Raw genomic sequence first — 13,032 nt, forward strand, 5'->3', positions numbered from 1 at the left:
GCCGGGTGCTGCTACCGGGCGGGTGAGACGACCGGGATGCCTTCGGGGTGTCCGGCGAGGAGTGCGGCGAGGTGGTCGGCGCAGCGGAGGGCGGCCTCGGCCATGGCCGTTCGGGTCATGCCCGCGACGTGCGGGGTGAGCAGGGCGTTGGGCAGGCCGAATAGCGGCGAGGCGAAGGCGGCGTGCTCGTGGGCGAAGGTGTCCACGGCGGCGGCCGCGAGGGGGTGGGTGGGGTCGCGCAGGGCGTCGGCGAGCGCCGCTTCGTCGACGATGCCGCCGCGCGCGGTGTTGAGGAGCATCGATCCCGGCCGGAGCAGGGCGAGTTCGCGTCGGCCGATCAATTGGTGCGTCTGCGGGGTGAGTGGGAGGTGCAGGGACACGACGTCGCTGGTGGCGAGGAGGGTGTCGAGAGACGGGACGTGCCGTATCGGTGGCGCGGTCGGACGGCGCGCGTGTGCCTGGACGGTCATGCCGAGGGCGGACGCGCGTGTCGCGAGTGCCGTGCCGATCAGGCCCGGTCCCACGATGCCGAGGGTGAGTTCGGAGAGTTCGCGCGGCGGGGTCGCGGGTGCGCCCCAGGCGCCTCGGTGTGACCTCTCGTTGTGGGCGGACAGGTCCCTTGTGAGAGTGAGCAGTTGGGCGAGGGCGAACTCGGCGACGGCGTTCGCGTTGGAGCCCGGGGTGTGGGTGACGGTGATGCCGTACCGGGCCGCGGCGGCCAGGTCCACGTGGTCGGTGCCGGCTCCGGCACGGCCGATCACCCGCAGCGGGCGGTGTCGTTCGGGGGCCGTCGCCGCGGCGAGGAAGGCGGCGCGCAGGGGCACGCCCGCGCGGGACTTGAGCGCGTCGAAGCCCGGTCCGCGGCTGAACTCGGCCATCAGGGCCGCCTCGTCGAAGGGGTCGAGGTCGGTGAACTCGACGAGCTCCGACCAGGCGGACCGGGCACCCGCCCGGTTCTCGACGCGCCGGAGGTTGAGCGTGACGGCCAGGCGGTGGCCGGTCAGGCGCTCCAGTTCGCGGTCGAGGAGCGGACCGGGGGCGGCGTCGAGCAGGAGGACTCGCGGGTGATCCATGGTGAAGGTGCGTGCCGTTCGGTCGGGTTGTCCGTCGGGACGGTCATCGGGCCCTCCGCCGGGTTGTCCGTCGGGACGGTCATCGGGCCCTCCGCCGGGCCGTCCGTCGGGCCCTCCGCCGGGCCGTCCGTCGGGCCCTCCGCCGGGCCGTCCGTCGGGCCGTCCGTCGGGACGGTCGGCCGGCGGCGCGTCAGGCCATCCAGAAGAAGACGGCCGTCATCCGGCGGTCCGCCAGCTCGGTGCCGTAGTAGGTGGTGGCGCTGTGGATGAGGTTGGCGTGGTAGAGGAGCAGCTGGTTGTAGCGGTTCGGGACGCGGATGTCCTCGGTGAAGTGGTCGGCGGGCACGTGGCGGGTGCCGAGCGCCTCCACGAGGTTGTTGTGCGGCGCGTTGACGAGGTTGCCGCCGAGCCGGCCGCCGGGGAACTGCTGGCGGTAGAAGCTGGTGCCGGCGTCCTTGGGGGCGCCGGGGCTCAGGTAGAGCACGGCGGCGTAGCGGCAGAGCGCCCGGGAGTCGGTGTGCGGACGGGACTCCGACTCGCCGGCGCCGACGACCTGGACGCAGTTGTGGTTGAGCGTGCCGCCGCCCGGTGTGCTCTGGACCCAGAGCCGGGAGGCGCCGGTGGCCTTGCGGACCTGGGCCTCGACGCGGGCGAGCTCGCCGGGCTCCAGGCCGGGCATGGTGCGCAGGCCGGGCCAGGTCTCCGGGCGGTGCGGGTAGCCCTCGGTCCAGTCGCCGCGGGCCAGGACGCGCTCGCGGACGGCGTCCGGATCGGGCAGGACGTTGTCCAGGACCCAGTAGTCCCGGCCGCGGGTGGGCTTGCGGTAGGGGAGGACCGGCAGGGCCGTCGGCCTGATGGGCTGTGGGGGCATGGGCATGGGCCGACGATAGGGGCGGCGGGCGTCAACTTTCTGCCGTGAACAGGTCAACCTTTCGTCAAGTGGCGATCGGGGTGCGGGTGTTCGGTTCGGTGCCGGGTGTGCAGTCGTTCGTGGTCGGGCGGCGGTCCGGCGGGTGGTCGTGCCCCGCCCGGTTCGTGGTCATTCCTCGATTGCCTTGACCACCTCGGTTTCCTTGGCTTCGTCGGTCGCCCCGGCTTCGTCGGCCCGGACGGCGAAGTCGCCGAGCGCGCCCTCCAGGCGGTCGAAGGCGCGGGCGGCGGACGGGCGGACGGCGGCCGCGACGGCCTCGTGGTCCTCCCCGGCCAGGGTGCGGCGGAACACCTCGGTGGAGACGGCCCGGGGGACGGCTGCCAGCAGGCCGGCGGCGACCCGGCTCTCGAAGTCGCCGGGCGGCACGTGGGCGGCCTCGGCCAGGGCGGTGGCGAGCGCCGTCTCGCCCTGCTCGTGCAACTCGCGCAGCCGGGCGGTCAGCGCGGGGCTCTCGGTGATGGTGCGGGCGAACGCCTCGCCGGAGAAGCCGAGCGCGGCGTCGCGCCGGTCGATCTCGGCCAGGCAGGCGCGGCGCAGCGCGGCGAGGGCGGACTCGCCGGGGGCGCGGTCGGCGACCGCTCGGGCGTACCTGGCGACCATCTCCTCGTGCAGGTCGAGGAAGAGGTCCTCCTTGCGCGGGAAGTGGTTGGTGACGGTCATCTTGGCGACGCCGGCGGCCGTCGCGACCTCGGCGATGGTGGTCCGCTCGAAGCCCCGGTCGATGAAGAGCCTGGTCGCGGCGTGCGAGATCGCCTCGCGGGTGCGGCGCTTGTTGAGCTCGCGCAGGTTCGGGGTGCTGTCGGTCATGGCGGGAGCCTAGCGCAGTTCGCTGGGTCGAGCACAGAAATTATGCTTGACCTAATCACTGGGTTCGACCTAAGTTCTTCATCGGCGGCCGGACAGGCCGTCGGAGGAGTCCTCGGCCGCACGGGCGTGGACACGACGTCGAACCTCGGGGAGGGGCCATGACCGCGAAGGTCACCACGGTGAAGAGGGAACCGGCGGAGGGGATGGCCGGGCGGACGCCGGTTCATGCCGGGCGGGAGCCGCTGCCGCCGGGCCTGATGAAGATGGGTGCGGTGCTGGCGCTCGGTCCGGTGCTCGCACTGCTGGACACCACGATCGTCAACGTGGGCATCGACTCCGTCGCCCGCGATCTGCACGGCTCGATGGCGGCGGTCCAGTGGGTGTCCACCGGGTACCTGCTGGCAATAGCCCTGGTCATGCCGCTGTCCGGCTGGGCCGCCGGGCGGTTCGGCGCCCGGCGCGCGTGGCTCGCGGCGGTGGTGCTGTTCGTCCTCGGCTCCGCGCTGTGCGGGCTGTCGTGGTCGACGGGCAGCCTGATCGCCTTCCGGATCCTCCAGGGGATGGGCGGGGGAATGATCCAGCCACTCGGGCAGACGCTCATGGTGCAGGCGGCCGGTCCGTCCAGGATCGGGCGGGTGATGGGCACGCTGCTGCTCCCGATCAGTCTCGCGCCGGTCCTCGGTCCGATCCTCGGCGGTGTGCTGCTGGATCACCTGAGCTGGCGCTGGATGTTCCTGCTGAACGTGCCGGTCGGGCTGGTCACCGTGCTGCTGGCGCTCCGCTGGCTCCCGTCGGAGGGCGGCCCCGCGCGGGCCCGTCCCCGGCTGGACGGCCTCGGCCTGGCACTGCTCTCCCCGGGCCTGACGGGCCTGGTCTACGGGCTGTCGGTGATCGCTGACGGCGGCTGGGCCGGCCCGGCGGCGGCCGCGGCGGGGGCCCTGCTCCTCCTCGCGTACGGGTGGCACGCGCTGCGCCCGTCCACCGGCGGGGGCCGGGCGCCGCTGATCGACCTGCGGCTCTTCGCGCGGCGCGGCTTCGCGGTCGCGACGGCGAACTCCTTCCTCCAGGGCGCGGCGCTCTACAGCTCGATGTTCCTGGTGCCGCTCTACTACCAGCAGGTGGAGCACGCCGGCGCGGTGGAGGCCGGGCTGCTCCTGGCGCCGCAGGCCCTCGGCACGGCGGTCACCTCGCTACTGGCGGGGCGGATCGCGGACCGGCTCGCACCGCGTCCGCTGATCCTGCTCGGCATCGCCTGCTCGCTGCTCGGCACACTCGCCTTCACCCGGCTCGGCGCGGGCGGCGGTCCGGCGGACCGGCTGCTGGCGGCCTCCCTGACGCTGCGTGGCGTCGGCATGGGGATCATCCTCATACCGGGGATGGCGGCGGTCTACTCCAGCGTGGAGAAGGCCCAGGTGCCGGCCGCCGCGAGCGCGGTCAACGTGCTCAACCGGCTCGGCGGCGCCCTCGGCACCGCGGTGCTGACGCTGGTCCTGCAGCAGGCCCGGAGCGGGCACCCGGGCCACCCGGCCGCGGCCTTCGGCGACACCTTCTGGTGGGTGCTGGCCCTCTCCGCCCTCTCGATAGCCCCCGCCCTGCTCTACCCGGGCACCCGCAAGCAGGTCTGACGGCACGACAGGGGAGCCGTCTCATCCGGGAACCGCGCGGCGGTCCCGTTCGCTCACCTCAATGATCAACTTCCAAGGAGTACTCATGTTCACCAAGCACCCCGGCGGACTCCGCCTGCTCACCGTTCACGCGCACCCCGACGACGAGTCCAGCAAGGGCGCGGCCACGCTCGCCCGGTACGCGGCCGAGGGCGTCGACGTCCTGGTGGCCACCTGCACCGGCGGCGAGCGCGGCTCCGTCCTCAACCCGGCGCTGGACCGCCCGGAGGTGCGGGCCGACCTCCCGCAGATCCGACGCCAGGAGATGGCCGCCGCCCGCGAGATCCTGGGCGTGCGCCAGCAGTTCCTCGGCTTCACCGACTCCGGGATGCCCGGGCCCGGGGAGGACCTGCCCGAGGACTGCTTCGCGGCCCAGGAGTTGGAGGTGGCCGCGGCCCCGCTGGTCGCCCTGATCCGGGAGTTCCGTCCGCACGTCGTCATCACGTACGACGAGACCGGCGGGTACCCGCACCCGGACCACGTGATGACGCACCGGGTCTCGGTCGAGGCCTTCGAGGCCGCCGCCGATCCGGACCGCTATCCGGCGGCGGGGGAGCCGTGGCAGGCGGCGAAGCTCTACTACCACTTGGCGCTCTCCCGGGCCTGGTTCCAGACCATGCACGACGCGATGACGGAACGGGGCGTCCCGTCGGCCATGGGCGAGTTGCTCGCCGGTTGGCCGGACACCCCGCCCGCCCTCGCGACCACCACGCGGATAGCGTGCGCCGAGCAGTTCGTGGTCAGGGACGCCGCGATGCTCGCGCACGCCACCCAGGTCGAGCCCGGGGTGGCCTTCATGGCCCACCCCCGGGACATCGAGCGCGAGGTCTGGCCGACGGAGGACTACCACCTCGCCCGGTCCTGCGTGCCGGCCGTCGCTGAACTGCCCGAGGCCGACCTGTTCGAGGGACTGCGATCGTGAGAGGAGGCGCGGCGGATGCGCCGTTCAGCACTGACCGTCCGCGAGGACGTAGTAGCCGGGTCCGGTCTGCCGCAGGGTGTGCGTGACGAAGGTGTTCCAGAGGCCCATGTCCTGCCCCGAGCCGAGCGCGTAGGTGAGGCCGCCGCTCTGGGTGGCCCGGCCGGCCTGCACCTGGGCGTAGTTGTTGTCGGTGAAGCACTGCGGCGCGCCGCCGCTGGTACTCGCCGTCACCGCCGCCGACCTGGCGCCCAGGGTCCCCGAGGCGTCCACCGCCGCCACGGTGTAGGTGTACGAGGTGCCGGGAGCCAGCCCGGTGTCGGTGAAGGAGGTGCCGGTCGCGGTGCCGACCGGCGAGCCGTCGCGGAGCACCTGGTAGGACACCGCGCCGCTGACGGCCTGCCAGGAGAGGCCGATCGAGTCCGGCCCGGCGGCGGACGCGGTCAGCCCGGTCGGGGCCGGCAGACCGGGGGTGGTGGGCCCGCCGCCATCGGACAGGCCCCAGAACTGCGCGGTGTAGTAGGAGGAGCAGATGGTGCCGAGGAAGTAACTGCCGGTCGCGCCGCACTGATCGGCGCCGGAGCCCGGGTCGACGGCGAGGCCGTGGCTCATCCCGGCGACGGAGTACACCGCCACGGCGGGCCGGCCGCCCGGGTCGGCGTACAGCTCCTCGGTGGTGCCGCCCGGCAGGGCGCGGCTCGACGTCGGGCGCTGGGGGAGGCCCCAGACGTCGGTCCACTGGTCGCGCAGTTCGGTGGCGTTCACCGGCCGGACGACGGTGTCCGAGGTGCCCTGCCAGACCGCGACCCGCGGCCACGGCCCGGTGTACCCCGGGTCCGCGGACCGGACCTTGTCGCCCCACTGGGCGGGGGTGAGGCCCTGGTCGCTGTTCTGGCAGGCGGAGGCGGCGCCCTGGGTGGTGGCGCAGTGCGCTGGCAGGCCGGAGTCGATCGCACCGCCGGCGAACACGTCCGGATAGTCGGCCAGCAGGTCGGCCGCCAGGCCGCCGCCGGCCGAGAGCCCGGTGACGTACACCCGGTGGCCGTCCGAGCCGTACAGCGCCTCGGCCTTGGCGACCATCTGGGCTACCGAACCGGCCTCTCCGGTGCCTCGTGCGTCCTTGGTCGCGTCGAACCAGCTGAAGCACGACAGGCTGTTGTTGGCGCCGTTCGTCTCGGGGAACACCACGGCGAAGCCGTACAGGTCGGCGAACTTGGTCCAGCCGGAGTGCTGGTAGTAGTCGGAGGCGGTCTGGAGGCAGCCGTGCAGCGCGACCACCAGCGGCGCGCCGGCGGGAAGTCCGGCGGGGGTGTAGGCGTACATCGCGAGGTTGCCGGGGTTGCTGCCGAAGCCGGTGACCTGCTGGAACGTGCCGGTCGGGGAATCGGCCGCGGAGTCGGCGGGGGAGATGGTCGCGGAGGCGGCTGCGGCGGTTGCGGCGGTGGGGGAGGCAGTAGCGGCCCCGGCGGCCAGTGTCCCGGTGAGCGTGCCGGCGGTCAGCACGGCGGCGGCGGACGTACGGGCGAGCGCGGCGAGGACGGACATCGGAGGCTCCTGGGTGGGGGAGGAGTCGACGTGGATGCCGTGCAGCGTGTCGCCTCCCGTGCACCGTGGCCATGTGGCGCGCGACCGCCGTCCAGCGGCCCGGCATGGCGTGCACCACCACCCCGAAGCCGACCGTCTCGGCGCCGACTTCCCGGTGCCGGGCGACACTTGAGGGAAGGGCGGGAACAAGGCAGGTTGATCCCATGACGAATCAAGAGGTTGCGACCGACGAGCCGAATCCGCTGGTCACCGGGGAACTGCGGACCCGCACCCACACGTGGACGGCCGGTCCGCCGCTGACCGCCTACGCGCACCTGACCGGTGAGGAGATCCTCCAGGAGATCATCGCCGGGCGGATCCAGCCCTCCATCTGCAGCACGCTGGGCTTCCACCTCACCGCGGCCAAGCCGGGGTTCGCGGTGTTCGAGGGCGAGCCCGGTGACCACCTGTACAACCCGATGAACACCGTCCACGGGGGCTTCCTCGCCACCCTGCTCGACTCGGCCCTCGGCTGCGCCGTCCTGAGCCGCCTGCCCGCCGGACTCGGTTACACGACCACCCAGTTGAACGTCCACATGGTGCGCCCGGTGTTCGCCGACACCGGCCTGCTGCGCTGCGAGGGCGAGGTGGTGCACCTCGGCCGGACGATCGCCACCGCCGAGGCCAGGGTGGTCGGTGCCGAGACCGGCAAGCTGTACGCACACGCCACCACCACGTGCGCGATCCTGGGCCCGCGCTCGACGGACTGAGCCGAAGGGCCGGGAAGGGCGCCGGGGCCGGGCTCGGCGCCGGGGACAGGACCGGATCGAGGCGTTGGGGCCGCCCGATCCGGTCCGTGGGCGGCCGACATGCCGCGGGCCCTCCGGCCGGACGGGCGTGTCAGCCGCCGAGGCTGGTGTTGTTCTCGCCGTCGGTGCACACGATGCGGATGGTGAGGTCGGCGGGCCGGGGCTCGCCCTTCTGACCCTCCGGCGGGCAGTCGTCCTTGCGGACGGCGACGATCCAGCCGGTGGCGTCGTCGTTCGGGCGGTTCTCCAGGACGTCGGTCGGCTGGCGGTCGAGTCTGCGGTTCTCGCCGGGAGTGATGCTGAACCCGCCGCCGTAGACGCTCTCGTCGGGCGGGCAGAGCAACTCGTGCGGCTTTCCGTCGGCGCCGCCCCGGAGGGTGGGGCCGGTCACCGACTGCGGGGCGAGGATGCTCGTCGTCGCCGCCGCACTGCCGCTCGTGGCGGCGAGGACGACGACTCCCGTCACGAGGGTCACGGCGATCCTGGTCTTCCTGGGCACGAGGCGCTCCTGAGGTCCGGGGGTGGGGTGCGCGGCCATTTCAGCACGATGGTGATGCCCCGCCAGGAACCACGCACGGTGACGGTGTGTCGACAGCCGATCATGGGGCGACTGGGGTGTCTGCTCACGAACGACTACCTAGCGTGGTCTACTGGCCGCGAATCGCTGTCATCCGTGCGGCTGCCGAGCAGCCCTGACCGACATGTCGCGAGGAACCCCATGCCACGCAGAACACCCCCCAGCACCCTGCCCGCCACGTCACCCGGAGCTTCGCGCAGAAGGCTCCGGGCGGTGCTGGCGGCCAGTGCCGTCACCGTCGTCCTGTCGACCACCACGATCCTGACCTCGCCCGCACCGGTCGCCGCCGCGGTGACCGACCCCTTCGCCGGGACCGGCGCGCCGCGCATCACCGACGAGCAGGTGCGGGCCGAGGTCCGGGCCGACGAGGTGGCCGCCTTCGGGCGCCCGGCCGCCGAGGGGATGGCGCGGGACCGGATCGGCCTGCGGGCCGTCCAGACCGGCTACCCGCAGACCACCCGCACCAACCGCTTCAACATGCTCACCGCCACCCAGGCGCAGGACAACGCGAAGTACGACCCCGCGCAGTTCGGCCGGTTCAAGCAGTACATCCCCTCGCCCGAGTACGGGGACCACATCGCCCTGCTGCCCACCGGCAAGGTGCTGATCTTCTCCTTCGAGGCCGTCGAGGAGAACCCCCAGAAGGAGACCGCGCCCACCGACGTCATCGGCAAGCAGAACGCCGGGCGTGCCTACCTGTGGACGCCGCCCGCGAACGACACCGACCCGGGCACGTTCAAGGCCGTCCCGCCGCCGGACGTCAACATGCCGGACGGCCTGGACGAGCCGCGCCCCGCGCCGTTCTTCTGCGCCGGTCACTCCTACCTGCCCAACGGCATGGTCGGCGTCTTCGGCGGCAACCTCGGCGGCAACGGCGGCACCGGTGCCAAGCTCGCCCTGGTCTTCGACCCGTGGACCGAGACCTGGCACCAGGAACGGGACATGGCGGTCGGCCGCTGGTACCCGTCCGTGGTCACGGGGGCCGACGGCCGGCAGACCATCATGTCCGGCCAGTCCGAACTCGGCTACGGCACCCCGACCCCCATCGTCGAACGCTTCCCGGCCAAGGGCGTCGACGTCTCCTACGGCAAGTCGAGCGTGCCCGAGAACCTCCCGCTGGACCAGTGGAAGGCGGACGCGCCCTACCGGATGGACTACCCGCACCTGTTCTCGCTCAAGGACGGGAAGATCTACGGCTTCGGCCGCAGCGCCGACCAGCAGTTCGTCTTCGACCCGGTGAACGAGACCCGCGGCACGCTGCCCAACCGCCCCGACGGCTTCACCCGCCTGTACGGCTCGGCGGTCGCCCTGCCCAACGGCACCAGCGGCCCGGACTCGGTGCTCGTCCTCGGCGGCGACCACAAGGACCCGAACACCTTCAAGTTCTCGGGCGGCCAGTGGACCAAGGAGAAGCCGAGGAACCTCGGCCGCGCCCAGGACGACACGCTCATCTTCCCCAACGGCAACCTGTTCACCGTCAACGGGGCCGTCGGCATCCGCGACTACGGCCTCGGCGACTACAACCCGAACGTCCCCGACGACCGCTTCCGCCAGGTCGAACTCCGGGACGCCGACGGCAACTGGGCCCTCGGCCCCAAGCAGCGGCTGCCGCGCGGCTACCACTCCAACGCGGTGGTCCTGCCCGACGGCCGGATCATGGTCACCGGCGACGAGCTCCAGCAGATCGCCAACAACCCGGACATCAAGGCCGGCAACAACGGCACCATCGAGATCTACGAGCCGCCGTACCTGCACCAGCCCGGCGGCCGCCCGGACATCCGGACCGCCCCGACCGACCCCGTGGGCTACGGCACCACGTTCCGGATCAACACCAACTCGCCGACCCAGGCCGCCCGCGCCGTCCTGCTCGCGCCCATCACCTCCACGCACTCGGTGGACACCAGCCAGCGCCGTCTGGAGCTCAAGCTGGTGAGCCGCGCGGGCGGCCAACTCGTCTTCCAGAGCCCGGCCTCGGCCGCGGACGCCCCGCCCGGCTGGTACATGATCTTCCTCCTCAACGACGCCGGTGTGCCCAGCGTGGCGAAGTGGATCCAGCTGGCGCCGAACCCCTAGTTCCACCGGCAGCCCCACTGGCAGCCCCACCGGCACCCCCGTCGGCAGCCCCATCGACACACGCCGACGCCGAGCCGATACCACGCCCACGCCCACGCCGAGCCGACACCACGCCGACCACTCCCGCCACTCCGACGGAGCCGACGGGGCCGACGAACGGAGCCACCCCGTGCCAGACCTGAGTCTGCGTCAAGACACCGAGATCCAGGGCGACATCCTCGCCGGATTCAAGAAAGACCACATGACCCTGCTGCTCCTCCAGTTCAGCGACGCCTCGGCGGCGCGGAGCTGGCTGGAGAAGATCACTCCCAGGATCGCCACCACCCAGGAGGTCGCCCGGTTCAACGAGACCTTCAGCGAAGCCCGTCAGTCCTCCGGCGGCAGTGACCCGGCGGCGCTCAAGGCCACCTGGCTGGGCCTCAGCTTCACCTACCAGGGCCTGCAGTTCGTCACCGGGCAGCCGGAGCTCCTGAAGGCGGAGGCCAGGACCGGCGACACGCTGGAGGCGTTCATCCAGGGCCCGGCCGACCCGTCGCGGTCGATCGCGCTCGGCGACACCGACGACAACGACCCGAAGCGCTGGCTGTTCGGCTGCGCCACCAAGCCGGTCGTCCACGCGGTGCTCACCATCGCCTCCGACACCCCGGCGGGCCTCGACAGCGCCGTGAAGGAGCAGAAGCAGGCCGCCGGCCAGGCCGGCGCGGTCGTCGTCTACGAGCAGGAGGGCAAGCACCTCGCGGGCGACAAGAAGGGCAAGGAGCACTTCGGCTTCAAGGACGGCGTCAGCGAGCCGGAGGTCGAGGGCTTCGACGAGCCCGACCCCAACCGGTTCACCGGCGAGGGGGCCGAGACGGTCTTCTACTCGAAGAAGCACCCCGGCACCCGGATCATCCCGGCCGGCGAGTTCGTCATCGGGAAGAAGCTCGCCGCGACGCACGCCCCGGAGACAGCCGCCGCCAAGACCGTCCCCGCCTGGATGCACAACGGCTCCTTCCAGGTGGTGCGCCGCCTGGAGCAGGACGTCGCCGGCTGGTGGGCACAGGTCGACGCCCAACTGCGGCGGCTGAAGGACCTCAAGGCGGTGCCGGAGGACACGAAGCGGGACTGGTTCGCCGCCCGGCTGGTGGGCCGCTGGCGCAACGGGGCGCCGGTGTGCAAGTACCCCGACCAGCAGCCCGGCGACCCGGCCGCCGGAGCGGACAACGACTTCAAGTACCTCGGCGACCCGGAGGACCCGGACGGCCTGATCACCCCGCTCTTCTCCCACCTGCGCAAGACCAATCCCCGCGCCGGGCTCGTCGACGGCGTCCCGGTCGACGAGGCCTTCATCGACGCCCGCCGGATCATGAGGCGCGGCGCCCCCTACGGGAAGCCCTTCGACCCGACCAGCGACATCCCCGAGTTCGGCCCCGACGCCCAGCGCGGCCTGCTCTTCGTCTGCTACCAGTCCGACCTGGTGGGCCAGTTCGAGTTCATCCAGGCCAACTGGATCAACGACCCGGACTTCCCGCCCGGCCGCGAGGCCAAGCCCGGCCCGGACCCGCTGGTCAGCGGCCAGCTCGCCACCGTGAACGACGGCCGGGTCAGCTGGGAGGGCAGGTCCCCGGCGGGCGAACGGGCCACCACCGGGCTGGACTTCCGCCCGTTCGTCCAGACCCGCGGCGCGCTCTACTGCTTCACGCCCTCCATCACCACGCTGCGCCGGCTCGCCCAGGGGCGTCTCAACGGCGAGCTCGTCGACGACGGCAGGCAGCCGGTCGTGGCGCAGAACCTGCCGATGGACTGCGTCCTGCCGCTGCCCGACGTGGACGGCCGCTACTGGACGTTCCAGCAGGGCACGATCCGCCTGATCGGCGCCGGCGGCACCGAGGTCCGCCAGCTCACCACCGGCACGGTCGACGACCGCACCGGGGTCGTGGTCAGGAACGTCGGACCGTACTCGTCCTGGCCCGCGCTGAGGGGCGTCACCCGGATCGACACCATCCTGCCGGTGTTCGACCAGCAGCGCGTCGACGGCAAGTGCGACTACTGGGTCTTCCACACGGTGGGCGGCAACCAGGTCTACCGTTACATCTCGATCGACGCCTCCGAGCCGTACGCGAGCCGGGTGGTGGCCGAGGACCAGCCGGTGAGCCGGTGGAGCTCGTTCGGCGGGACGACTCCCGTCACGCACGTGGACGCCTTCCTGCCCGTCCCCGACATGCGGCCCGCCGGCGACGGCTCGCACTGGTACTGGGTGTTCCACAACACCCCGGTGGGCCAGCGCTACCGGCTGATCTCCATCGGCCGCTCCGGCCGGGCGTACCCGGACCGGCTCCAGCGGGACGACCGGCAGCTCGGCCTCTGGCGCTCGCTGGAGGGCGTCACGCGGGTGGACGCCTTCCTGGCCGTTCCCGGCCGGGACGACCCGAGCGGCGGTCAGCACTGGTACTGGGTGTTCCACCAGGACAAGTACCGGACGATCATGATCAACCACGGCGGCAACCACCAGGACGACCTGCTGCGCGAGGACCGCCCGACGGCGGTCTGGTGCCGCCGGCCGTAGCCGTTCCGGGACCCTTCGGGGAGATGGACGACATCGGGTCGCGGGGCGGCCCCCGCGGGGGGGGGGGGCGGGCGGGGGGGGGGGGGGGGGCCGGGGGCGCGCCCCCCCCG

General features: G+C 72.7%; 10 protein-coding genes. 5 read left to right on the forward strand and 5 right to left on the reverse strand.

All coding sequences use genetic code 11. The annotated features are described in order from the left end of the window. Positions 1-11 precede the first annotated feature (11 nt). The 3 genes from ACFV4F_RS05650 to ACFV4F_RS05660 form a co-directional block, all read right to left on the reverse strand. Entirely contained in the window at positions 12-1,073 is a 1,062-nt protein-coding gene (locus ACFV4F_RS05650) for an NAD(P)-dependent oxidoreductase (RefSeq protein ID WP_380436388.1), read from the reverse strand. 190 nt (positions 1,074-1,263) lie between these two features. Continuing rightward, positions 1,264-1,944: a DUF6445 family protein gene (locus ACFV4F_RS05655; RefSeq protein WP_380500584.1), complete on the reverse strand. Its 681-nt coding sequence runs from the start codon at positions 1,942-1,944 to the stop codon at positions 1,264-1,266. 168 nt (positions 1,945-2,112) lie between these two features. Continuing rightward, entirely contained in the window at positions 2,113-2,811 is a 699-nt protein-coding gene (locus ACFV4F_RS05660; protein WP_380500556.1) for a TetR/AcrR family transcriptional regulator, read from the reverse strand. A gap of 158 nt (positions 2,812-2,969) precedes the next feature. Here ACFV4F_RS05660 and ACFV4F_RS05665 point away from each other — a divergent pair, with 158 nt between their 5' ends. Then, positions 2,970-4,436 carry an MDR family MFS transporter gene (locus ACFV4F_RS05665; RefSeq protein ID WP_380500557.1) on the forward strand — a complete coding sequence of 489 codons (1,467 nt, stop codon included), beginning with the start codon at positions 2,970-2,972 and terminating at the stop codon, positions 4,434-4,436. Positions 4,437-4,521: 85 nt separating this feature from the next. Further along, positions 4,522-5,397 (forward strand): mycothiol conjugate amidase Mca, encoded by an 876-nt coding sequence (gene mca / locus ACFV4F_RS05670; RefSeq protein WP_380500558.1) that lies wholly within the window; start codon positions 4,522-4,524, stop codon positions 5,395-5,397. A gap of 24 nt (positions 5,398-5,421) precedes the next feature. On the opposite strand, the gene ACFV4F_RS05675 is transcribed toward mca, so the two are convergent. Then, positions 5,422-6,939, reverse strand: a complete 1,518-nt coding sequence (locus ACFV4F_RS05675; protein ID WP_380500559.1) for a PHB depolymerase family esterase — start codon at positions 6,937-6,939, stop codon at positions 5,422-5,424. Between the two features lie 203 nt (positions 6,940-7,142). Between ACFV4F_RS05675 and ACFV4F_RS05680 the strand changes: the two genes are divergently transcribed. Further along, a complete protein-coding gene (locus tag ACFV4F_RS05680) occupies positions 7,143-7,688 on the forward strand; it encodes a PaaI family thioesterase (RefSeq protein WP_380494099.1) in 546 nt (181 codons plus the stop codon). Between the two features lie 130 nt (positions 7,689-7,818). Here the strand turns inward: ACFV4F_RS05680 and ACFV4F_RS05685 are convergent, their stop codons facing one another. Beyond that, entirely contained in the window at positions 7,819-8,226 is a 408-nt protein-coding gene (locus ACFV4F_RS05685; RefSeq protein WP_380500560.1) for a hypothetical protein, read from the reverse strand. A 291-nt stretch (positions 8,227-8,517) separates the two neighbouring features. On the opposite strand from ACFV4F_RS05685, the gene ACFV4F_RS05690 reads away from it, so the two are divergent. Both ACFV4F_RS05690 and ACFV4F_RS05695 read left to right on the forward strand, forming a co-directional pair. Further along, the gene (locus tag ACFV4F_RS05690) at positions 8,518-10,377 is read left to right on the forward strand and encodes a galactose oxidase-like domain-containing protein (RefSeq protein WP_380500561.1); all 1,860 of its coding nucleotides are present in this window, start codon (positions 8,518-8,520) and stop codon (positions 10,375-10,377) included. 169 nt (positions 10,378-10,546) lie between these two features. Then, positions 10,547-12,922 carry a Dyp-type peroxidase gene (locus ACFV4F_RS05695; protein WP_380500562.1) on the forward strand — a complete coding sequence of 792 codons (2,376 nt, stop codon included), beginning with the start codon at positions 10,547-10,549 and terminating at the stop codon, positions 12,920-12,922. The last annotated feature ends 110 nt before the right edge of the window (positions 12,923-13,032 follow it).

This window comes from Kitasatospora sp. NPDC059722, assembly GCF_042733235.1.
In the GTDB taxonomy this organism is placed as follows: domain Bacteria; phylum Actinomycetota; class Actinomycetes; order Streptomycetales; family Streptomycetaceae; genus Kitasatospora.